The organism is Pseudoxanthomonas sacheonensis, assembly GCF_010093305.1.
Lineage (GTDB): Bacteria > Pseudomonadota > Gammaproteobacteria > Xanthomonadales > Xanthomonadaceae > Pseudoxanthomonas_A > Pseudoxanthomonas_A sacheonensis.
Map to the genome: position 1 here is coordinate 143,727 of NZ_PDWS01000001.1, position 22,118 is coordinate 165,844.

Sequence of the window (22,118 nt, forward strand, 5' to 3'; positions counted from 1 at the left end):
CAGGGTGCATTGGGGACCAGCTATCAGGAGGCTGTTGCTTGTAAATGTCGGGCAATGGGGATGAACGCGCCTGGAAATAACTTGAACTCCCATCGAACCAGGAGCATGAGAGACGTCCAGACGAAGCGCACGACCAGCGATCTGCACAAATAACCTCGTTGTGCCGAGGGCAACGTGTTCTAACGCCCAGGGTTGAAGAATTTCGACTAGCAGCGCCGTGACTTGGGCCAAGCTTGCATCCGGTGGTGCGTTTGCTTGGCGCAACAGTTGAGGCATGCGGACGGGTTAACACGATGGAAGGTGCGTCTATCGTAGGGAGGCAACAATCAGCTTCGGTCAAGATTTGTAAGGTTATGTCAGTCAGATCAGCCGATAGGCATGTATTCAGCAGGGCGTTGCCTGGCGGGGAAGAAGTCCGTCGTAAGGCGGTAATTGCTGGCGACTTCGCATACGCCAACTTGCGAAGGAGGTTTGGTCCGGCAGGAAAAATACGAGCCATTTCGACTTTCCACGGATCCAGTCGATCGTGGCTTAGAGCGCTTCGAGAAACGCAACGCGAACACCGTTGCCTCCTTTCTCCGAAAGCGTCGGCAAGATCATCGATATCCTGACCAAACCAGGGGCGATGCCCTCTGATGGACCCATGAAGGAGCCCGGCGATCATGCGAATCCGCCGGTCCAGGTCTCACGAAGATCTGCGCAAGACGCGCTCCCCGGGACGCTCGGGTTCATTGGATAGCTGCTAGATGTCTGGCGGAACCGCCGCGAGAAGAAACTCGTCTCGGACGGAGTCGATCCATGGTCGTCCCAGGCAGGACCAGATCGGCCGCACACGACATTTCCGCGACATCCAGGGTCGATCATCGACCAAGACTCGAAATCGCAGCCGGCGCGGCATGGCGCGCGGCAACCTGGCCAAGGGAAAAGGTGGACAAGAAACAACGCCGAACCGCTCTGATTGGAGCGGCGATCCTGATTGTCGTAGCGCTCTTGGTGGCTCTTGCTATCGGTGGCGGGAGCGACGTACCGGAGAATGAGGTGACGGCGACACCGGTATTGTCGGTAGTCATGACGCGTGCGCAGGTATCGACGCTTCCAAGGCGAATCCCTGCGACCGGCAATATCGCCCCTTGGCAGGAAGCCAGCGTGGGAACCGAGGCGGAAGGCCTGCAGCTCACCGAGGTCAAGGTCAATGTAGGCGACAGGGTCCGGCGGGGCCAGATCTTGGCCGTATTCAAGCCGGACATGGTGGCCGCCGATTTGGCGGAGGCCCAGGCGTCGGTGGCCCAAGCGCAGGCGCAGTCGATGGAAGCGGAAGCCAATGCGCAGCGGGCGAGAGGCCTGGATGGCTCGGGCGCGATGTCTGCCCAGCAGATCAATGGGTATTTGGTTGCGGCCCGAACGGCACGAGCCAGGTTGGATGCGGCCAAGGCCATCGAACAGCGAAACCGTCTGCGTTTGGCGCAGACGCGCGTGCTCGCTCCCAGTGATGGAGTCATCACCGCGCGCACCGCTACCGTGGGCGCGGTGATGCCGGGCGGGCAAGAACTTTTTCGTCTTATCAAGGGTGGCCGTCTGGAATGGCGCGCCACCGTAGCCATGTCGGATATGGACCAGTTGGCACCGGGGCAGGTCGCCGAAGTCCGCGTTCACGGCCAGACGCCTATCCAGGGCCGGCTTCGCATCGTTGCCCCCTCGATCGATACCCGGACCCATAACGGGCTGGTGTATGTGGATCTGCCGCCCGACAGCCAAGCGCGTGCGGGAGCGCTCGCGCGTGGGTTCTTCGAAGTGGGCGAGGGACGCGCCCTGACGGTGCCGCATCAGGCGGTGACGTTGCGGGACGGATTCAGCTATGTCATGCGCCTTGACCCAAGATCCAAGGTGCTGATGACCAAGGTCTCGGTGGGACGGAGGATGGGCGATCGGGTCGAGATCACCGGCGGGCTCGAACCCTCCGATCCGGTCATCGCCTCGGGTCTCGGCTTCCTGAGCGAAGGCGACACGGTCAGGGTGGTGCGCGCCGCGGCGGCCGGCGCGTCTGCGAAAGCTGCGGCGCGGGCTGGAGGCGTTCCATGAATCTCAACGTCTCCGCCTGGTCCATCCGCAATCCGGTGGCGGTCGTCCTGCTTTTCATCCTGCTGACCGTCGCCGGCATCGGCGGCTTCTTCGCCATGAAGGTGCAGAATTTTCCGGATATCGATTTTCCGATCATCACGGTGAAGGCCGAGCTGCCGGGGGCTTCGTCACCGCAGATCGAAAGCGATGTCGCGCGGAAGATCGAAGATGCGCTGGCCAATATCCCGAAGATCCGGCACATCAGCAGCACGCTGACGGACGGGACGGCGACCATCACGGCCGAGTTCCAACTGGACAAGCCCGTGCAAGAGGCCATGGACGACGTGCGCGATGCGGTGTCCAGCACGCGCTCGGACTTGCCTGCGGACCTGCGAGACCCGGTCGTCACCAAGGCCACTTTGGCCGATACGCCGGTGATGACCTATACGGTCGCCTCGGCGAGGCGGGACGAGGAAGCGCTCTCCTGGTTCGTCGACAACGAAGTGCGCAAGCGCTTGCTGGCGGTGCCGGGGATAGGCGCGGTTTCGCGCGTGGGCGGCGTGGACCGGGAGGTGCGCGTTGAACTGGATCCGGATCAGCTGCTGGCCCTCAATGCGACTGCGGCGGACATCTCAAGGCAACTTGCCGAGATCCAGCAGGAGGCTGCGGGTGGACGCATCGAAGTTGGCGGGGGAGAGCAATCGGTTCGCACGATCGCCACGGTGGCCACGGCACAGGACATCGCCGCGCTGGACATCTCCTTGGGCGACGGACGCAGGATCCGGCTGGATCAGGTGGCCGCTGTTTCGGATACGGCTGCCGAGCCCAGATCGATGGCGCTCTTCAATGGCAAAGCCGCGGTGGGTTTCGATGTCGTTCGCGCACGGGGCGCAGGTGAGATCGATGTGGCGGAGGCTGCCAGGGCGGCGATGGAGGAGCTGAAAGCCGCGCATCCGGAAGTCGAGTTCACGGAAGCCGTCGATTCGGTCGATCCTATCGTGGACAACTATCGCGGCTCGATGACCCTTCTGTTGGAAGGAGCCGTCCTGGCCGTCGTTGTGGTGTTCTTTTTCCTGCGCGATTGGCGGGCCACTTTCATTGCGGCCGTGGCGCTTCCGCTCTCGGCCATGCCGGCTTTCGCGGCGATGTACTTGATGGGTTTCACCCTCAATACGGTCTCGCTGCTGTCCTTGTCGCTGGTGGTCGGCGTGCTGGTGGACGATGCGATCGTCGAGATCGAGAATATCGAGCGGCATTTGCTCATGGGCAAACCGCCCATGCAGGCCTCCATCGAGGCGGCCAACGAGATCGGTCTTGCGGTGATAGCGACCACTTTCACGCTGATTGCGGTTTTCCTGCCCACCTCGCTCATGGGCGGGATGGTGGGCAAATACTTCGTCCAGTTCGGCTGGACCGCGGCGGTGGCGGTGTTCTTCTCCCTGGTCGTCGCCCGGATGCTGACGCCCACGATGGCCGCGTACATGTTGAAGGCGCCGAAGAAGAAGCCCGGGAATCCGCGTTGGATCGAAACCTATTTGCGATACGTGCGTTGGTGCTTGCAGCATAGGGGCCCGACCGTGGCCGCTGCCGGTCTGCTCATCCTCGGCGGCGTGGCTATCGCCTTTACCCTGCCGGGCGAATTCATTCCCGCCGACGATGGCGATCAGACGCAAGCAACGCTCTTGCTGCCGCCAGGCGGCACGCTGGCCGACACCCGCGCATTGGCCGAGGCCGCGCGGGGCGTCGTACGTGGAAATCCTCATGTGGTATCGGTCTACACCGCCATCGGCGGTTCGAGTTCATCGGAACCGGACGAGTCTTCAGGATCGACAGGGGGCATTGGAACGGCGGTGCTCACCCTGAACCTGGTGCCCAGGAGCGAGCGGAACGGATTGAGCCGGCAGGCGATCGAGGACCAACTCCGGAAGGCGTTATCGGTCTTGCCCGGCGCGCGCGTCAGCGTGGGCATGGGAGGAATGGGCGATGGCTACTCGCTTGCCTTGGCCTCGGAGGACAGCCAATTGCTCGCCCAGCATGCGGTGCGCGTGGAGCGCGAACTGAGGACCATCGCCGGAATTGGCGCGGTTACCTCTTCGGCCAGTCTGGTGAGGCCGGAACTCATCGTGCGTCCCGATTTCGCGCGCGCCGCGGATTTGGGCGTGACCTCGGCCGCCATTGCCGAAACGCTGCGGGTGGCGACCACCGGCGATTACAGCCAGGCGCTGGCCAAGTTGAATCTCAGCGAACGGCAGATCCCGATCGTGGTGAGGCTGGCCGACCATGGCCGGGACGATCTGGAAACCCTGCGGCGCCTGCCGGTTCCGGGCGCGCGTGGCCCGGTGCCCCTGGAAAGCGTGGCCGACCTGCAGATCCTGAGCGGCCCGTCCGAGCTCACGCGATACGACCGCATGCGCAACATCGATCTCAATGTGGAACTCAACGGACAGCCATTGGGCGAAGTGGAGAAGGCGGCCGCTGCGTTGCCCAGCATCGAAAACCTTCCGAATGGCGTGAAGATCGCTTCGACGGGCGATGCCGAAAACATGAGCGAGCTGGCCACCGGCTTTGCCTTGGCCATGCTTGCCGGCGTGCTGTGCGTCTACATGGTGCTCGTGCTTCTGCTCAAGGACTTCGCCCAGCCACTGACTGTGCTGGTGGCTCTGATGCTCTCGGTGCCCGGTGCCTTCCTCGCGTTGTCCGTCACTGGCTCTTCCTTGTCGATGCCTTCCATGATCGGCTTGATCATGCTTATGGGCATCACCACGAAGAACGCCATCTTGCTGGTGGACTACGTCGTCATCGCCCGCCGGGATCACGGGATGGATCGACTGGAAGCCATTATCGACGCCTGCCGAAAGCGGGCACGCCCCATCATCATGACGACCATCGCCATGGGCGCGGGCATGCTTCCCATCGCGCTTGGCCTGGGAGCCGATGCCAGCTTCCGCTCGCCAATGGCCATCGGTGTGATGGGCGGTCTCATTACATCGACCGTGCTATGCCTGCTGGTGGTACCTGTGGCTTACAGCTATATCGACGATGCCATTGGTTCGATCAGAGCCCGCTTCAGGCAGGGGAACAGGTCTTCTGCGCTGGGCGCCTCGGAGAAATGGGCATGAATCCCTGCGAGCGGCCTGTTGACGCTGACCATGCTTGTCTATGTGATGGCCAGCATCTTCCATGTCTACCAAGCATGACGGAGGCAAGCACATGAATAACGAACCTTTGTCCATCCTGATCATCGAAGACAATGCCCAGCTGGCTGCTAATTTATATGACTATCTCGCCGCTTGCGGACATAACCTGGATGCGGCGCCCGATGGCCTGTCGGGGCTGCATCTGGCTTCCACGAGGGACTATGACGCGATCTTGCTGGATTGGAATCTCCCCAGGCTCGACGGCCTGACGGTGCTGCGCCGTCTGAGGAAAGATGCCAAGAAGAAAGTGCCGATCATCATGCTGACGGCCCGGGATCAGTTGGCCGACAAGATGGATGGCTTTGAAGGGGGCTTGGATGATTATCTGGTCAAGCCGGTGGCCTTGCCGGAGATCGAAGTTCGGCTACGCTCCTTGGTCAACCGTCTCAAGCAATCGGCCGCGCCGGACGATGTGCTCGCTGTCGGCGATCTGTATTTCGATATTCGAAAGGTGGAGGTGCGCCGCGGAGAAAGAAGCGTTCCCATTGCCCGCATTGGGCGCCGCCTGCTCGAACTCCTGATGCGGGAAAGTCCGAATGTCGTGAGCCGGGCGCGCTTGGAGCGGGCGGCGTGGGGCGATATCGTCCCGGGCAACGACCTGCTGCGTTCGCATATGCATGTGCTGCGCCGGGCGATCGAAAACGAATCGGAGAAACCGCTTCTGCATACGGTGCCTGGTTCGGGATACAGGATTTGCGAAAATGAATAAGCTTTCCAAGATCATTCGAAAGCCGCGCAGCGTCCATTCTTGGATCAGCGTGGCCTTAGTGGTGTTCGGGCTGGTGATGGTGGCGGCGCTGAGCGTGCAGAGTTTCGGTAGCCAATACCTGATCGAACACAAATTCTGGGTGGATCTGTTGAAGTCCACTTCTGCCGAGCGCGCGGCTCGCGTGCGTGCGGGCGAGGTGTCCTCGCTTCCCAAGAGCGGGATTGTTCGCTCTTGGTATGTGGAGAACGGGCGCGGTGCCTCGGAGGCCCCGGATTACCTTGCGGATTTGGAGCCGGGGCTGTATTCGTCCGAGAGCGGATATTGGACCTTCAAAGACAGCGATGCCTTTGATAATCATGGCAGCTTCCACGCACTGGTCGTTAGTCTGCCGCCCGGAAAGCTGATAACGATGATCGACATCGCCCAGCTTGAGGATCAGCAAAACCTTGATTCCTTGCAAAGCGGCATGTGGGCTGCGTTCCTCATCGTTTTTATCGGAGTGGTCATCCTCTGGCTGCATATCAATCTGGTGAGGCCGGTGAGGGACCTGGCCCAGCGCATGCAAACGATAGTGCCGGGTGCTCCGGGCGCCCGTCTGCCCACGGGCTATCAGCGCGAAGAGATCCAGATGATCGCCCAGGCCAGCAATGCGCATTTGGAGCGGGTGGAGCAGTTCATCGAGCGCGAACGAAGCTTGCTGGACCAGGCGAGCCATGAATTCCGCACGCCGATCGCGGTGATCGCCGGGGCAGTGGACGTGCTCAAGCAGATATCCCTGCCCGAGGCCTCCAAGCCTGTGCTCGGTCGCATCGAGCATGCCGTGCAGGACCTTTCGGAAACCATGGTCGCACTGCTGTATCTGGCGCGTGAGGCTTCTTCCAAACCGGAGCCGATGGAGATCACGGTCCTGCACGATCTGCTGCCTCGCTTGCTGGCAGACCATGAGCACCTTTTAGGCGATAAGCCGGCGCGGCTACGTATTGGCGATATGGAGCCTACCTTTATCGCAGCGCCCGAGGCCATGGTTCGTATCGCGGTCAGCAACTTGATTCGCAATGCAGTGGAGAGTACGGAGGATGGCGAGGTAGAGCTGTCGCTGCGTGCGTGCGTGATCTGCGTTACCGATTCGGGGAGCGGATTCAACCCCGTCGAGGCGGCACGCCGATATCGCGAGAACTTGCGCCAGTCCGCCCCCATCCGCGGACAAGGTTTGGGGCTGTTCCTGATCGGTCGGATCTGCGACCGGTTTAATTGGAAGCTCACCATCGAGCAGGCTGCCGGCGGCGGCACCCGGGCCGCTTTGGACGTCTGCGCGAGCGTGATCGATTTTTAAAGCCGGACAGCCTTCATTCAGCGCTTCGTGGGGGGTACGCGACATTTAGACGACATCGCCTCGTCATCCTGCGGGGATGGTCGCAGCTACTCGTGCCAAGCATGGGAAAGCTCGCGAAGAAGAGATCCCCACCACTGAAGAGGTCTGGCGTCCCATGAGAAAACTCCTTTTGACTGCGTTGTTGTCGGCTCTTCCGTTTACCGCCATGGCCCAGGTGGCTGATCCGGATGAGGGTATTCCGGAGGAGGAAGGCCAGCACCAAGGACCGCCCCGTTGGAGCCTGGGCATCGCCGCAGTGATGAATGACAGTCCATACGCTGGCGAAGGGACGCGCATTATTCCAATCCCGCTGATTGGCTTCCAAGGCGATCATTTCTTCTTCCGCGGACTGTCGTTCGGGTGGCAATTCGTCGAGAACGATTCGTTCGAGTTGGCGGCGGTGGCAAAGGGCAAGCTCGACGGTTTCGAAGTGAAAGATCTGGGTCGTAGCGAGTTGGCTGCCAACGGTATCGACTACCGCCTCTTGGAAGATCGGGACAAGGGCCTGGATCTTGGCCTGAACGCCAAGTGGAAGGGCGACTTCGGCGAGCTGGAAACCGAAGTCCTTGCCGATGCGACGGACACTAGCGGTGGCCAGGAGGTCTCGCTGCAATACAGCTACGGTTTTGAAGTCGGCAAAGGCCAGCTGAGCCCGAATGTGAGCGCGAAGTGGCTTTCCAAAGACGCGGCCAATTATTACTACGGCACCCTCGATGAGGAAGTGGCGCGAGGCGTGGTGGATTACAAGCCTGGATCGGTGGTCATCCCCGGAGTGGGCGTTTCCTACTTCCGTCCTGTCGGTGAGAAATGGTCGATGCTCGGGTTCGCCAAATACGAACTGCTGCCCGATGAAATCACCGATAGCCCACTGATCGAGCGCGATACGGACGGCACTTTCACCATCTTCGTCGGCTTCTCGCGCGGTTTCTGAGCGGCTGTCGATCCGGCCCGTGGCCGGGTCTCTCCAACAAAGCGTGCTTCCCACATGCGAGGAACTTGACATGCATGCCTTCAATCTTAGAGACCGGGGCGAGCCGAGAAAAAGCGAAAGCCTGTTTGCATTGCAGAACCTTCCGGATCTGCCCCCACCGGGCAGCCGCCGCGTACGTGGCGGGCAGAGTGTGTGGCTGCGCCGCGTGGCCATGTGTTTCTTGTTGGTCTCTCTGGCCTTGGTCGTCCGGTCGGCCTGGGCGAGCCTGGGCGTTGCCGGCCCATGAACATTCGTGTTTGGAAACCAGGGATGTGCCTGGCTCTGGCAGCCGCCCTGGTGGGTTGCGCGTCGGTCCCCGACAAGCGGCCAGAGGCCCAGGGTATTCATTTCGACAGCGCTGCCGCCCTTGCGTCAGCTTCATATGAAACGCTGCCGTCGGAACTGCGCGCGGTGCCGGCGGAGATCGAGGCCTATCCTGAGTCCATCGATCTTTTGTCGCTTGAGGCTGCCTCGGCGGAGGCGGCCGACATCGGGTCGCCAGCCATGCTTCTGGGTCCTGCCGGCGACGAACCCGCCGCTGGCGCCGCTGCGTCTCCGGAAGAGTCCCCGGCTGTCTTTGATCCCTGGGAGCGCTTCAATCGGCGGATGCACCGTTTCAACAACGCGCTCGACAGGTCGGTGGCGCGCCCCGTGGCCAAGGCCTATGTGAAAGCCGTGCCCGCGCCCGTGCGCTCGAAGGTCGGCAATTTTTTCGACAATCTGGGCCAGCCGGGCACTGCGGTGAATGCGCTCTTGCAAGGCAAGTTCAAGCACTCGGCCCAGGCGATGGGTAGATTCCTGGTCAACAGCACGATCGGGGTCGCCGGCCTGTTCGATCCGGCCAGCCGCTTGAAAATGCCCGAGCGGGAAGAAGATTTCGGTCAGACCTTGGCCGCTTGGGGCTGGAAGCGCTCCCGCTATCTGGAGCTTCCCTTTTTCGGTCCCAGCACGGTGCGCGACGCTTTCGGCATCGCGGGGGATTCGCCCTTGCAGCCGGTGTCCCATGTGGAGGCGGACAAGGTGCGCATCGGTTTGACGGCATTGAACCTGGTGGACGTGAGAACGCGTCTGATGGCCTTCGATTCGCTGCGGGAAGAAGCCAGCGACGACTATCTGCTAGTGCGCGATACGTGGTCGCAGCGCCGGAATTTCCAGATCAAGGGCGATGCGGATGGCAATGAGTCGCTGCCTGACTACTTGAAATAGCGGGGTGGTTCCGCAAAGGGCCGGGTTTCCAGGGCACGGCGCCACTCTCCCCAGCCAGCGCGCGCTTGCAGGCAAGCGGCGCTTCTCGTCAGCCACGGAGCCAAACGGTCTCACGGATTTTTGCAGTACGGAAAGTTCGCCGACACTGCCGCTGCCACCGGATCCATCGCGAGGACAGTCGTCGTGCACGATTTGCACGGACGTGCGAAAAATTAATCGCGGGTGGGGCTGGCTGCGGCATGGCCGCGCCATCGGCCAATCCTGGCGCGGCCCCATTCGAGCAAGTCGTCGACATAGGTGAATACCACCGGCACGACGATGAGGCTGAGCACCGTCGAGGTCAGGAGGCCGCCGATTACGACGATCGCCATGGGTTGGCGGAAACTCGGTTCCGCGCCGAGGCCCAGCGCGTTGGGCATCATGCCGGCACCCATTGCGATCGTGGTCATGACGATCGGGCGGGCGCGCTTGTGGCAAGCGTCGATCAGCGCTTCGAACCGGTTCATGCCGCGCTCGCGTCGCGCCATGATCGCGTATTCGACCAGCAGGATCGAGTTCTTGGTCACGATGCCCATCAGCATCAGGACGCCGATCACCACCGGCATGGTGAACGCTTGGCTGGTGAGCAGCAGGGCGAACAAGGCGCCGCCGAGCGCCAAGGGCAGGGCGCAAAGGATGGTGGCGGGCTGTAAAAAATCGTGGAACAACAGAACCAGCACTGCATAGATGCAGAAGATGCCGATTGCCATGGCGACCCCGAAACTCTGGAACAACTCGGACATGCGTTGCAGGTCGCCCTGCTCCACGCGATGCACGCCCGCAGGAAGTTGCCGCAACGCGGGAAGCGCCAACGCTTCGCGTTGCACCTCGCTTATCGGACGGCCATTGAGTTCGACGCTGAGGGTAACGTTGCGCGATCGATCCAGACGGGAGATCTGGGAGGGTCCGCTTCCCATGCCGACATCCGCGACCGATCCCAGGCTCACTGTCCCTTGGGTGCCTTTGACCCGCAATTGGGAGACCGCGTCCAGGTCGTCGCGGACTTCAGGGTCCATGCGAACGCGGATGGGGATTTGGCGCTCCGGTAAATTCAACTTCGGCAGAGCGGTCGAATAGTCGCCATAGGTGGCCAGCCTCACCGCGTCGGCCAACGCCTCCGACGTTACGCCCAGGGCGGCTGCCTGCGCTGCGTCGGGCCGCACCTGGATCTCGGGTCGTTGCAGGGCGGCCCCTGAAGTCACGTTTCCGATTCCTCGGAGCGTGCGCAGCTGGTCCTGTACCTGCGCTGCGGTATTGGTAAGCGCATCGCCGTCGTCGCTCGCCAGTGTGATATCCAAAGACTCGCCGCTGTTTCCGCCGCCGATGGAGACACGGACTCCCGGCAAATCGCGCAACAGATCGCGCATCTTCGCCTCTACTTCGGATTGTTTAAATTTCCGGTCGCCGCGCGGTACCAGATCGACCGTGAGCGTTGCGCTGGTCAGGTCCGCCGAAGAACCGGCGCTCATCCCGCCGCCCGTCGTCGCGGTGCCCGCTGATACGAATACGCCGCTTACCTCCGGCAGGCTCCGTAGCAGCCGGGCCGCCTGTTGGCTCGCCGCAGCGGTATCTTCGATCGTGCTGCCGGGTTGCAATTTGAGCGAAACGCTGCTTTGCGATTTGTCCTGCGCCGGCATGAATCCAGTTGGTATGAAGGGAATCGCCATCAGCGAGAGCGCGAAGAAAGCCGCTGCGAGTGCGACCGTTGTCCTGCGCTTGGATAGAGCTCCGCGGACCCACCCCAGGTAGCGAGTCATCGTCGCACCATCGGCGGATGCCTCATCGGAACCGTGCTTGGCCGGTTTAAGGAGATACGCCGCCATCATCGGCGTCAGCAGGCGCGCTACGAGCAGCGAAGCCAGGATGGCCACCGAAGCCGTAATGCCGAATTGCCGGAAGAACTTGCCCGGTATCCCGCCCATGAAAGCCGTGGGGAGAAAGACCGCCACCAACGCGAAAGTAGTGGCTATGACCGCCAGTCCAATCTCGTCGGCCGCTTCCATGGCCGCCTGATAGGGGTTTTTTCCCATCTTGAGATGGCGCTCGATGTTCTCGACCTCCACGATCGCATCGTCAACCAGGATTCCCACCACCAGCGAAAGCGAGAGCAGTGTGAGCGTGTTGAGTGAATAGTCTGCCAGCGCCATGAATCCGAACGCCGGGATGATGGACAGGGGAAGCGCAGTGGCCGAAATCACCGTGGCACGCCAGTCGCGCAGGAACCACCACACCACCACGATGGCCAGCAAGGCGCCTTCTATCAGCAGCAGCATGGATCCATGGTAGTTGTCCTGGATCGGGGCTACCGTGCCGCTCGCTTCGGAAATGCTCGCTTCCGGGTGCGCTTCGGCGAACCGGGCTATCGCCGTTCCGACGTTTTCGGCCACGCTGACGTCCGAGTAGCCGCGCGAGCGGGTTACCTGGAAACCGATCACCGGCTGGCCGTCGCGAAAAGCGACGGTGCTGGGCTCGGCGTGGTTGTCGGACACCCGCGCAATCTGATCTAGCCGCACGTAGCGGCCATCGGTCAGTGGGATCGAAATCGCCGCAACCTCTGCAATCGTGCCGACCGTGGCGATCGTGCGCGTGGACTGGCGCTGTCCACCGATTCGGCCTTCACCGCCGGAGCTTTCCTTCTGCACCGCTTTCAACCGGGTAGAGACGTCCCCGGCCGTGACGCCCAGCCCGGCCATCAAAGTCGGGTCCAGATCCACATGGACTTCACGATCCACGCCGCCTACCCGAGCGACCGAGGCCACGCCTTTCACTGCGAGCAGCGCTTTGGTGATGTCGTTGTCGACGAACCACGACAGATCCTGCTCGTCCATGCGGCTGGATCGCACGGAGTAGGTAAGCAGTGCGGACCCGGCGGATGTCAGCTTGGAGACGGTCGGGGAGTTCATGCTGGCGGGCAGCTCGGCACGCGCACTGTCTACGGCGTTACGCACCTCACTGAGCGCCGCTTCGCTGTCTTTGTCGATATCGAAACTGACGTTGATGCTCACCGAACCGTCGGTGATGGTCGTCGTGATATGGTCCAACTTGTTCAGCGAGGCCAGTTTGTCCTCTATCTTGCGGGCCACCTCGGTTTCCAGCTGCGATGGCGCGGCGCCCTCCAGGCTCGCTGAAACCAGGATCGTAGGCAGATCCATCTCGGGGAAGTCTTGTATCTGCAGTTGCTTGAAGCCGATCAGGCCCAGCACGGTAAGCAGGAAGAACAGCAGCAACGCGGGTACCGGGTTGCGGATCGACCAGGCGGAGAAGTTCACTTGGCGCTTCCGGTATTGGATTTGGACGGATTGGCCGCAATCACTGTGACTCGTGCGCCTTCGGACAGGAACGCGCCGCCGCTGGCCACGACCCGTTGCCGTGCGTCGATACCCGACAGCACCTCTATTCGACCGTCCCGGCCGCGCCCAGTGGTCACTACATGGCTGACTGCGCTTTGGTCGCTGCCCACGACATAGACGTAGGATCGTCCATCCCGCAGGACTACTGCTGCCTGCGGCAGCGTCATTGCCTCTTTCGAATCGAGTTCGATTACGCCGCTTCCGAACATTCCGGAGCGCGCCGCACTATCGACCGGCAGACTTACGTAGACGATCGCCCGGCCCGTGTCGGTACTCAGGGTAGGCCCGACCATGCGAACCGTGCCTTGGACTTGTTCGCCGCTGGGCAAGGCGATGCGCGCCAACTGTCCGGTCTTGATAGCGGCTACCTGGCGCGAGTCGAACTCCGGTCCCCACTCGATGCGGTTTTGCCGCACGATCCGATAAAGTTCGTCGCCTATATTCACCACGTCGCCAAGGGTCGCGGTCTTGGAGGCTACGACCCCGTCGTCGGGAGCCACGATCCTCGTCTGCCGTAACTTGAGCTTGATGCTCTCCAGGTCCGCCTGAGCGGAAGCGAGCGCAGCGCGCGTCGTCGTTTCGTTGATCCGGTACTCTTCCAATTGTTGCTCGGACAAGGCGCCGCTGTCTCCTACCACTTTGGCCCGCCTCGAATTGGAAGCGGCCTGTTGCAGGTTGGCTTGCGCCTGCGCCACTGCTGCCTCCTGCTTGCGACGGTCGGCCAGCAGGCTGTCGTCGGCCAATCGGGCCAGAAGCTGGCCTTTCTTTACCTTCGCACCTACGTCCACGACCACCTCGGCTATCCTTAACCCGCCGGTTTCGGGGCTGACGATGATCTCTTGCCAAGCGGTGAACGCCCCGCTGGCTCTAACCGTCTGAGGCCAGGTTTCTTTTTTCAGCGTCTCCACAGTGACCGTAAGCGCGCTGGCGGCCTGGCCCGCAACGCCTTTCTCGTTCGAATCTGGTCGGCCAAGCCAAGCGATCAGGCCCACGCCCAGGACGATTGCCGCCGCGATCAATCCGATACGAAGCTTCCGACTCAAAACGCACCCCACTGATGGTTGATCGACTGCAGCGATATGGCTTCGGAGCCGGGAGCTGTCGCAGGCGTTCCCGGTTCCCAGCCGCCGCCTAGCGCCTTGTAAAGCGCAATCCAATACTCGACGCGATCGCGTTGGAGCGCGATGCGTTGGGTCTCCGCCGAGAGCGCCGAGCGCCTCGCTTCCTCCAAGACGATCAAGCTTTCTCGGCCGGCGCGCCAGCTCGCTTCGGTTGCGAGAAAGTAGCGGCGGTATTCCTGCTCCGCGCGCTCGGCCTGCTCGGCACGTTCGGCGGTGCTGTCCAGGTTCACCAAGGCCCGCTCGACCTCCTCGACCGCGTCACGCACGCCTTGCCGGTAATCGGCGAGCGCGGAGGTGTAGCCGGCGCGCGCGCTGTCGACGGCAGCCCGGCGTTTTCCTCCGTCGAATAGCGGTATCGAGAGCGAAGGCCCGAACGACCAGGATTTCGTGGAAGGAATCGGATCGGTCGCCGAGACGGTCAACGATCCGGACAAGGAGAGGCTGGGATAGAGGTCGGCCCGGGCCACGCCGATCTCGGCGCTGGCAGCGGCCAGCTCGCGCTCGACGGCGGCCAAATCGGGTCGCTGGCGAAGCGCGTCGGCAGGGACGCTGTGGACTTTCAAGAGTCTTGGCTGGGGAATATCCCCGGTGCCACTATCCACCAGCGAACGCAGCGAGTCTTCTTCGGATCCAGTCAGATTCACAAGCGACTTGACCAGCAGCTCGCACTGGCCGCGCTGAGAAGCAAGGCTGGATCGGGTGCTGGCAAGGCTGGCGCGGGCGAGGGCGCCATCGGCAGGCGGTTTGAAGCCGGCGTCAACCAGCGTGTTGGTCGCGCGCTCGGTTTTGACCATCGAGACGAGTTCGCGTTCGTAGGCTTCGGCCAATAGACCGCACGCACGATATTGGACGTAGGTGTCGGCCACCTCCGCCCCCAGCGACACGCGAGCATCGTGCCAATCGTCGACGCGCGCTTCGATCCGTGCCTGTGCGGCCTCGGCACTGCGCCGCACCTTTCCGAACAGATCGATCTCCCAGGATGCGTCCAATCCGCCGCTACGCGTGGTGGCAACGGAGGACGTACTGCCGGACTGCATCGGTTGCTCGCCGCGCGACACGGCACCATTGGCGCTCAAGCCGGGTAGCGCGCCGGCTTGAGTGGAACGCAGAGTGGCGCGCGCTTTCTCGATATTGGCCCATGCTTTGACGAGGCTGGGACTGCTGGCCTCGGCCGTGGCGACGAGGCGGTTCAGGACGGGATCGTCGAACTGCTCCCACCAGTCGGACATCGCCTCCGGCTCTCCTCCATGGGGTAGGGGGGCGTTCCAGGCGCTGGCAGCGTAAGGAATCGGTTCGCGATAGTCGCTTCCCACCGCGCATCCGCAAAGCGTCACGCTCAAGCTGGCGATAAGGGCGGTCCGTAAGAACTTGAGTTCAGGCATTGGGCGTGAATGCTTGTGGAAGGACGCTATGGAAACCATGGCCATCGAAAGGTGCGGTGGCGCTCCAAGGCAAGCCAGGATGAGGAAGACAGCGCGGAACGCGGGCGACGCGCCTAGAACGCTTCGCCGAAGGTGAACTGCAACCGTTCTATTTCATCCCCGTCTTTCTGCCGAAGCGGGAATGCGTAGCTGATGGAGATAGGGCCAACGGGCGCGCGCCAAAGCAGGGCGATACCGGTCGAGGCCCGGAACTCGCCTGCGTCCACACTCTGTACGTCGGCGAAGACGTTGCCGAAATCCACGAATGCGGAGACGCGGGCGGCCTTGGAATCGAACAGCTTCGGGAAGTACATCTCCAGCGAGCCGGTGGTCTTCACCGCTCCGCCCAGCGGCTGCCCATCGGCGTAGGAGGAGGTGGGTTCCGAACGGGGCCCCAGCGTATTGTCTTTGAATCCCCGAATGGACCTGACGCCGCCGGCATAGAAGTTCTCATAGAACGGAAGCCCGCTTGCGGTGACCGAGGCGGTTTCGACGGAACCGGGTGCGCACTCGGAGCTGGACTTGACCACGACGTCGCTGCCCTGGACCGTGCAGAACCGCCGGGTGACGTCTTCTCCGTAACTGTCGCCGTAGCCCAACTCGAGCCGCGAGTTCAGAACGAAAAAGGGACCGAGCGGTATGTACTTGGAGAGCTCGTAGTTGAGCTTGAAATACTCGACCGTCGAGCCTGGCAGCGTTATCTCGGTGGACACGCGCTGGTAAGTGCCCCGGGTGGGCATGAAGTAGTCGTTGCGCGAATCACGTGCCCATGCAAGCTCGGTGCGCCAGGCATGGAAGGTGCGGTGCCCGATGGCGTCGATGTAGTCGATGATGGCTTGCGGGGTGGAGCCGCTGTAGGTGGACACTTCGTTGGAGTCGATGCCGAAGGCGAGCGATACGGTGTCGTTCTCGGTGATCGGAAGGCCCAGGACGGCCCTGGCCGAAGCATTGGTGGTGGCGTAGTAAGCGGTGTTGTAGTCCGAATAGTCGGTTTCGCTCCACGACAGGTTGTAGCCCAGGGAAACCCCGCCATCGGTGAAGTAGGGATTGGCGAAGGAAAAACCGTACCTGTCCTGATAGGTGCTTCTTGAAGCGGTGACGGCAACCCGGTTGCCGGAACCCAGAAAATTGTTCTGGGAGAGGTCGACGGACGTAGTCAGGCCGGAGCTCTGGGAGTAGCCCAGTCCGAAGGAAAAACTGCCCGAACTGGTCTCCTTGAGGTTGAAGACCAGATCGACCTGGTCGTTGGATCCGGGAACGGGAGGCGTCTCGACCTCCACCGTCTCGAAGAATCCGAGCCTTTGCAGACGTATCTTGGAGCGGTCGATGGCGGCCTGCGAATACCAGGCGCCCTCGAACTGCCGCATTTCGCGGCGAAGCACTTCGTCGCCCGTGCGCGCGTTGCCCTTGAAGACGATGCGGCGTACGTTGACTCTGGGGCCGGGTACGACCTGCAGATTGATGGCGATGTTCCGGCTCTCGCGATCGACGGTCGGAATCGGATTCACCTGCGAGAACGCATAGCCGATATTTCCCAGCGTGGAGGTGATGGCGTCGGAGGTGTATTCGATCAGGGCCCGGGAAAACGTCTGGTCCTTCTTCAGCAGCACCAGCCGTTCGATGTCGGCGACCGGAAGCACGGTGTCCCCGGTGATCTTGACGTCCGACACTTTGTAGACTTCGCCCTCGGTGACGCCGGCGACGATGAACATGTTCTGCTTGTCTGGGCTTATCGAGACTTGCGTGGAATCCACCGCGAAGTCGACATGGCCCCGGTCGAGATAGAACGAGTTCAATTTCTCGATGTCGCCCGAGAGTTTTTCTTTGGAGTACTGGTCGTCGCGGCGGTACCAGGAAAGCCAGTTGCTCTCCTTGGACTCCCATCCGTCCAGGATGTCCTTGTTGTCGTACCTGTCCGTGCCGACGATGTTCACGTGACGGATCTTCGCGGCTTTGCCTTCTTTGACCTTGATGGTCACGTCCACGCGGTTCCGGCCGAGTTGCTTTACGTCCGGGGCGATCTCCACGTTGTATTTTCCCCGGTTGTTGTACTGGCGCGTCAGCTCCTGCGTGACGCGGTCCAGGGCGAGACGGTCGAAAGTGTTGCCTTCGGCCAGGCCGATGTCCTGGAGGCCTTTCATCAAGTCTTCGGTTTTGATGTCCTTGTTGCCTTCCAGCGTCAGTTTGTTGACGGCCGGTCTTTCGGCGACGGTGATTACCAGGATGTCGCCCTGGCGATCGAGTTTCACGTCCTCGAAGAAGCCGGTCTTGTAAAGGGCGCGGATCGCTTCGCCGGCCTTGCTCGGATCCAAGGCGTCGCCGCGTTCCAGCGGAAGATAGGTGAGCACCGTGCCAGCGGAGATTCGCTGCAGTCCGTCGATGCGGATGTCCTGGATGACGTATTCCTGGGTCGCGGCGCCCTGTGCCAGGCTCTGCAACGGAACAGGCAGGGTGATCGTTACCAGAATAGCCAGGAACAACTTCGACCTCTTTCCGGAAGCTTTCATGCGGCGCCTTCCGCCGGGTTCTCGCCGAGCATGAAGTCCTCGCTTTCCCAGCCGCCGCCCAGGGCTTGAAAGAGCTGGACGAGCGCCAGGTAGGTTTCGCCCCTGATGACGATTTCCCTGTCGTTGAAGTTGAATCTGGCCACATGGGCGTACGACACGGCCTCGATGCCGCTATTGCCCTTGCGTAGCTCGGCCTGCGCCGCTCGAGCGCCGGCGTCCGCGTTGGCCGCGCACGCGCGGGCCGGAACGAGGCTGGCGATAGCGGTGACCATGCGGTTGATGGCGTGATCGACGGCGGTGATCGCAGCGATGCAGGCTTGCTCGTAATCGAGTTGCGCGAGCCTCAGTTCGAGGTATGCGCCCTCCCCGCCGTTTTCCTGGCGAAGCACGCAATGCTCCAGCGCCACCAGGTCGGGCCGGCGCGAGGCGAGGGCGGCGGGCGAACCGACATTGGGAACGGAGGCCATGTTCGCCGGCAGGCAGTGGCCGTCCATGCGCGCACGGGTGACATCCGCCGGCTCGCAGAGCTGTTCCGACAAGGCGAGCAACGCCGCATTCAGATCGCCGCTCAGCGTCTCGCGAAAGGCGTGCAGCTCGGCGATCGGCGAAGAGGACGAGCGGCCGGCATGGCTGCGTTCGCCGCTGTCGCTACGCTCATGCGCCTTGCGATCGGCGATGGATTGGTGCAGCGCTATGGAATGTTCGGTGTTGCGAACGCGCTCGGAAAGGATGAGAAAACGTACGTACGTCGCCGACAGCTTCGCTATGGCGCTGGCCCGAATATGCTGGAATTCGGCCATATGGCTTATCAGCGAATGCATGGCGGGTTCGAGCGAGGGTCCGTCGCCATCACTCGCGCTCGCAGCGCAGATGGCGACCTTCTGTTCCATTCCCATGCGGGCTCTGGACAGGTCTATGGACTGCGCGAGAAGCGCTTCTATCAGCTCGCCGAGGCCGTCAAGGCCAGCATGTTCCCACCACCGGGCCAGAACGCTCTCGTCGCATTCGCCGGCATTACCTGGCGAAAAATAGAAACGCGGCGTGACGGTCGCGGCGGCCCCGGCGACTTTGCGGTCGTCGCTGGGTCTGTTTTCGGAGGGGCCCGCCGAAGGCGTTCGTAGTGAGGTGGGGATCATTTCGAGCTACCGGGCAATAGAATTAAGAAAGCGAACGGCCGGACATGGACGCTGGGAGGAAGATGGAGCCGTTCGCCGGGCAAGTCGTGTCGTCTGCCCTGAAACTGGGCGCCTGTGGCGCCAGGCGGTTTTCAAGGCCTGCGCACGAATAGACGCTCCATGTCGATCCCGCCCGATATGGGCGACATGCGTCCGGATACATTGGTATGGATGCGCAATCGATTGCCCTGATCTTCGAGGGAGTAGGTATGGGTTACCTGCGCGCCGTCGTCGGTGTTGAACTCGACGACGAAATGCGTTCTTTCCCACGTGGCGAAGACGCGCGTATGCCCGTCGGCCAGTTCGGTGGCGCCGCGGCCTATTTCCAGCCGGGTGAGGGGAGTCCCCGAGCGACCTATACGGAATTCGGTTTCGCCGCTGGCGATCTCCAGATCGCCTTGCAGGGGCGCGGCGAAATCCATTTCCTGCCGCATGGCGCCATGAGCGTTGGGCTCGGCCATTCGCGGGCCGGGCGGGCCGTCACCGGGCGCTCCTGCCGGCGGTCCACCGGATTGGCCGTCAGGCGGACCGCCTTGTGGCGGGCCCCCGCTTTCGGGGCCGAATGCGGAGGGGCGGGGGCTTTTGCCGCCGGCCTGCTTCATCTTTTTCCGCAGGGCCTTTCTCATTTCGCGCTCCAGCCGGGCATTGGCCTCCACATCCGGCGTCCAGACGCCTGAATAATCCGGCTTGCCGTGCACCGTTACCGTGCCGAGATCCTGTTGCGCGCTTGCCTCCAGGCACTGGCTCAAGACGAGTGCCGTGAAAATGCCGAGAAAAATGAGCTTCATGACAGCGTGGTGGGAGGAGGGAAAACCTATGGTCTAGGTTTGCCTGCAAGTATTCGTGGGCGCTTGGTCAGATCTATGCGGGCATTCAGTAAATAAGCGTAAATGTCCGAACAATCGCCGCACGCCGTGTGAAAATGCGGGCATGAAGCTGCTGCTGATCGACGACGATTCTGAATTGTGCGACCTCTTGAAGACCTACCTTGTTCAGGACGGGTTCGGGGTCGAGGTCATGAACCGCTTCGATGAAGACCGATGGGAAACGATGGCGCACGAGATCGGGTTCGTGGTGCTGGATGTCGGGTTGCCGGGCAAGAACGGATTCGAGGTCCTGCGCTACCTCCGTGGCGCAAGCAGGGTTCCGGTTCTCATGCTTACCGCCAGGGGCGAAGACGTCGACAGGATCATCGGTTTGGAGATGGGGGCAGACGACTATTTGCCGAAGCCATGCAATCCGCGCGAACTTTCCGCAAGGATCCGGGCCATCCAGCGCAGGGTCGACGGATCGCCGCAAGCCGCGAAAGACCGCTATCTCAGCGTCGGCGGCGTGGATCTGGACGCGGGAACCCGGTCGGTGAAACGCGGCAGCAGCAGCATCCCGCTCACCAGCACCGAGTTCAATGTCCTGGAGCGGCTCATGCAGAACGCGGGCAGCGTAGTCAGCAAGGAAGAGCTGACCAGGGATGTGCTCGGCCGAAGGATGTCGTCCTACGACCGGGCCGTGGACATGCACATCAGCAGCATTCGCAGGAAGATCGGAGAAGGCCTGGTCTGCACTGTGCGCGGTGTCGGCTACCAGTTCCTCCTGAAGGAATGATCATGGGCAGACTGTTCTGGAGGATATTCCTGGGCCTGTGGTTCGGAAGCGCGGTGCTCATGGTCGGAACCGCCTTTCTGTTTGCGGTCACGATTGAGCGCCGCATGCCGGAAGGCGTCAGACAGAGCCTGCAGCCTTTCGCCATCGCCGCCGCGCACGCCGTGCTTGTGGTCCACGAGTCGGGTTCTGCGAGGGACACCTCCGATCTGCTGGCCAACCTGGAAAGATCCCAGGGCCTGCGGATGTTTTTTTTCGATCGGCGTGGCGAGGAGATTCTGGGGCGCAATGCGTCCGCTGCTTTTCCAGGAAGATTGTCTTCAGGAAGACCATCGCCTGGCCGCGCGGAACCGCCACCGCCACCGCCACCGGGTGCCGGGCGCTGGCCGGAATTGCAGTTGGATATTCCCATGACCACGAAATCGGGCGGGGAATACAGGGCCCTTATCACTTCCAGGCCGCCCCCGGGGCCTCCGCTGAAGTTCATTCTGAAAAGACTGTTCGGACCGGTGGTCGTGTCCATATTCCTTGCGGGCGTCATCAGCGCCCTGGCAGCGAAGTATCTGGTCAATCCGATATCGAAGCTGCAGTCGGCGGCGCAGAGGCTGGCTTCCGGCGAGTTGGACTACCGGATCGGTGCGGCGCTGGATTCCCGCAAGGACGAGTTCACCGCCTTGGGCGAGGATTTCGACCGCATGGCGGACCAGATCGGCCAGCTGCTGGCGGCGCAGCGGCAGCTCATGCTGGATCTCTCGCATGAACTGCGCTCGCCGTTGGCGCGGATAAAAGTCGCGCTGGAGTTGGCGCGGGGGCAGCGCAGTCCCGAGGAGCTGATCGAAAGAATGGACCGGGACGCCGATCGCATGGATGCGCTCATCGGCGAGTTGTTGTTGCTTGCGCGGCTGGAGTCGCCCCATCCTCCCGACAACGAGCGAACGATAGACCTCTCGGAACTGGTGGCTTCGATCGTCGAAGACGCGCGATTGGAGAGCTCGGGTTCCGGGCACCGTATCCGGGCCCTCATCGCTCCGGGGCTTTCCACGGTGGGCGACAGGGAGCTCTTGAGCCGTGCTATCGAGAACGTGCTGCGGAACGCACTCAGGCATACTCCTGATGGCGGGGATATCGAGTTCGAAGCCTCCCATGACGGGGATGGCGCGTTGATCAAAGTCGTCGATAACGGGAAAGGAGTTTCCGAGGATCTGATCGAGCAGCTCTTCAAGCCATTCGCGCGCGGGGACAGTGCGCGGAGAGGAATAGGCCTGGGTCTGGCGATCACGCGTGCGGCGATCCAGCGGCATGGCGGAACGGTCGTGATCAATAACCGAGCGTCGGGTTCGGGTCTTGAAGTGCGGTTGCAGTTGCCGAACAGGTCTTCTATCCAAGCGTGAATG

Annotated in this window: 14 protein-coding genes; 8 read left to right on the plus strand and 6 right to left on the minus strand. The window is 62.1% G+C overall.

Annotated features, from left to right (window positions below; all coding sequences use genetic code 11):
* Positions 1-927: 927 nt before the first annotated feature.
* The 6 genes from CSC73_RS00645 (at position 928) to CSC73_RS00670 (ending at position 9,512) form a co-directional block, all read left to right on the plus strand.
* The gene (locus CSC73_RS00645; protein WP_211840777.1) at positions 928-2,079 is read left to right on the plus strand and encodes an efflux RND transporter periplasmic adaptor subunit; all 1,152 of its coding nucleotides are present in this window, start codon (positions 928-930) and stop codon (positions 2,077-2,079) included.
* Entirely contained in the window at positions 2,076-5,177 is a 3,102-nt protein-coding gene (locus CSC73_RS00650; RefSeq protein ID WP_163838540.1) for an efflux RND transporter permease subunit, read from the plus strand. The genes CSC73_RS00645 and CSC73_RS00650 overlap by 4 nt, the downstream gene beginning before the upstream one ends.
* Before the next feature lie 106 nt (positions 5,178-5,283).
* Positions 5,284-5,964, plus strand: coding sequence for a response regulator transcription factor (locus CSC73_RS00655; protein ID WP_211840787.1), 681 nt, complete (start codon positions 5,284-5,286; stop codon positions 5,962-5,964).
* A complete protein-coding gene (locus CSC73_RS00660; RefSeq protein ID WP_163838542.1) occupies positions 5,957-7,297 on the plus strand; it encodes a sensor histidine kinase in 1,341 nt (446 codons plus the stop codon). Before CSC73_RS00655 ends, CSC73_RS00660 begins: the two co-directional genes overlap by 8 nt.
* Before the next feature lie 154 nt (positions 7,298-7,451).
* Positions 7,452-8,267, plus strand: coding sequence for a MipA/OmpV family protein (locus CSC73_RS00665; protein ID WP_163838543.1), 816 nt, complete (start codon positions 7,452-7,454; stop codon positions 8,265-8,267).
* 192 nt (positions 8,268-8,459) lie between these two features.
* Positions 8,460-9,512: an MlaA family lipoprotein gene (locus CSC73_RS00670; RefSeq protein ID WP_246197250.1), complete on the plus strand. Its 1,053-nt coding sequence runs from the start codon at positions 8,460-8,462 to the stop codon at positions 9,510-9,512.
* A 212-nt stretch (positions 9,513-9,724) separates the two neighbouring features.
* On the opposite strand, the gene CSC73_RS00675 is transcribed toward CSC73_RS00670, so the two are convergent.
* The 6 genes from CSC73_RS00675 to CSC73_RS18385 all read right to left on the minus strand — a co-directional run bounded on the left by CSC73_RS00675 (position 9,725) and on the right by CSC73_RS18385 (position 19,913).
* On the minus strand, positions 9,725-12,820 hold the full coding sequence (locus tag CSC73_RS00675) for an efflux RND transporter permease subunit (protein WP_163838544.1): 3,096 nt from the start codon (positions 12,818-12,820) through the stop codon (positions 9,725-9,727).
* Entirely contained in the window at positions 12,817-13,893 is a 1,077-nt protein-coding gene (locus CSC73_RS00680) for an efflux RND transporter periplasmic adaptor subunit (RefSeq protein ID WP_211840778.1), read from the minus strand. Before CSC73_RS00680 ends, CSC73_RS00675 begins: the two co-directional genes overlap by 4 nt.
* A gap of 47 nt (positions 13,894-13,940) precedes the next feature.
* Positions 13,941-15,449 carry an efflux transporter outer membrane subunit gene (locus tag CSC73_RS00685; protein WP_343042669.1) on the minus strand — a complete coding sequence of 503 codons (1,509 nt, stop codon included), beginning with the start codon at positions 15,447-15,449 and terminating at the stop codon, positions 13,941-13,943.
* 68 nt (positions 15,450-15,517) lie between these two features.
* On the minus strand, positions 15,518-17,950 hold the full coding sequence (gene bamA / locus CSC73_RS00690; RefSeq protein ID WP_163838546.1) for an outer membrane protein assembly factor BamA: 2,433 nt from the start codon (positions 17,948-17,950) through the stop codon (positions 15,518-15,520).
* The gene (locus tag CSC73_RS00695) at positions 17,947-19,086 is read right to left on the minus strand and encodes a TolC family protein (RefSeq protein WP_163838547.1); all 1,140 of its coding nucleotides are present in this window, start codon (positions 19,084-19,086) and stop codon (positions 17,947-17,949) included. The genes bamA and CSC73_RS00695 overlap by 4 nt, the downstream gene beginning before the upstream one ends.
* 131 nt (positions 19,087-19,217) lie before the next feature.
* A complete protein-coding gene (locus CSC73_RS18385) occupies positions 19,218-19,913 on the minus strand; it encodes a hypothetical protein (protein WP_211840779.1) in 696 nt (231 codons plus the stop codon).
* 142 nt (positions 19,914-20,055) lie between these two features.
* Between CSC73_RS18385 and CSC73_RS00705 the strand changes: the two genes are divergently transcribed.
* The gene (locus CSC73_RS00705; protein WP_163838549.1) at positions 20,056-20,727 is read left to right on the plus strand and encodes a response regulator transcription factor; all 672 of its coding nucleotides are present in this window, start codon (positions 20,056-20,058) and stop codon (positions 20,725-20,727) included.
* Positions 20,728-20,729: 2 nt separating this feature from the next.
* The gene (locus CSC73_RS00710; protein ID WP_163838550.1) at positions 20,730-22,115 is read left to right on the plus strand and encodes a HAMP domain-containing sensor histidine kinase; all 1,386 of its coding nucleotides are present in this window, start codon (positions 20,730-20,732) and stop codon (positions 22,113-22,115) included.
* The last annotated feature ends 3 nt before the right edge of the window (positions 22,116-22,118 follow it).

What these genes read in the sequence shown, in the direction of transcription:
- CSC73_RS00650 (WP_163838540.1), top strand. Translation starts at nt 2,076, where the DNA reads ATGAATCTCAACGTCTCCGCCTGGTCCATCCGCAATCCGGTGGCGGTC.
- CSC73_RS00660 (WP_163838542.1), top strand. Translation starts at nt 5,957, where the DNA reads ATGAATAAGCTTTCCAAGATCATTCGAAAGCCGCGCAGCGTCCATTCT.
- CSC73_RS00665 (WP_163838543.1), top strand. Translation starts at nt 7,452, where the DNA reads ATGAGAAAACTCCTTTTGACTGCGTTGTTGTCGGCTCTTCCGTTTACC.
- CSC73_RS00685 (WP_343042669.1), bottom strand. Translation starts at nt 15,449, where the DNA reads ATGGCCATGGTTTCCATAGCGTCCTTCCACAAGCATTCACGCCCAATG.
- bamA (WP_163838546.1), bottom strand. Translation starts at nt 17,950, where the DNA reads ATGAAAGCTTCCGGAAAGAGGTCGAAGTTGTTCCTGGCTATTCTGGTA.
- CSC73_RS00695 (WP_163838547.1), bottom strand. Translation starts at nt 19,086, where the DNA reads ATGATCCCCACCTCACTACGAACGCCTTCGGCGGGCCCCTCCGAAAAC.
- CSC73_RS18385 (WP_211840779.1), bottom strand. Translation starts at nt 19,913, where the DNA reads ATGAAGCTCATTTTTCTCGGCATTTTCACGGCACTCGTCTTGAGCCAG.
- CSC73_RS00705 (WP_163838549.1), top strand. Translation starts at nt 20,056, where the DNA reads ATGAAGCTGCTGCTGATCGACGACGATTCTGAATTGTGCGACCTCTTG.
- CSC73_RS00710 (WP_163838550.1), top strand. Translation starts at nt 20,730, where the DNA reads ATGGGCAGACTGTTCTGGAGGATATTCCTGGGCCTGTGGTTCGGAAGC.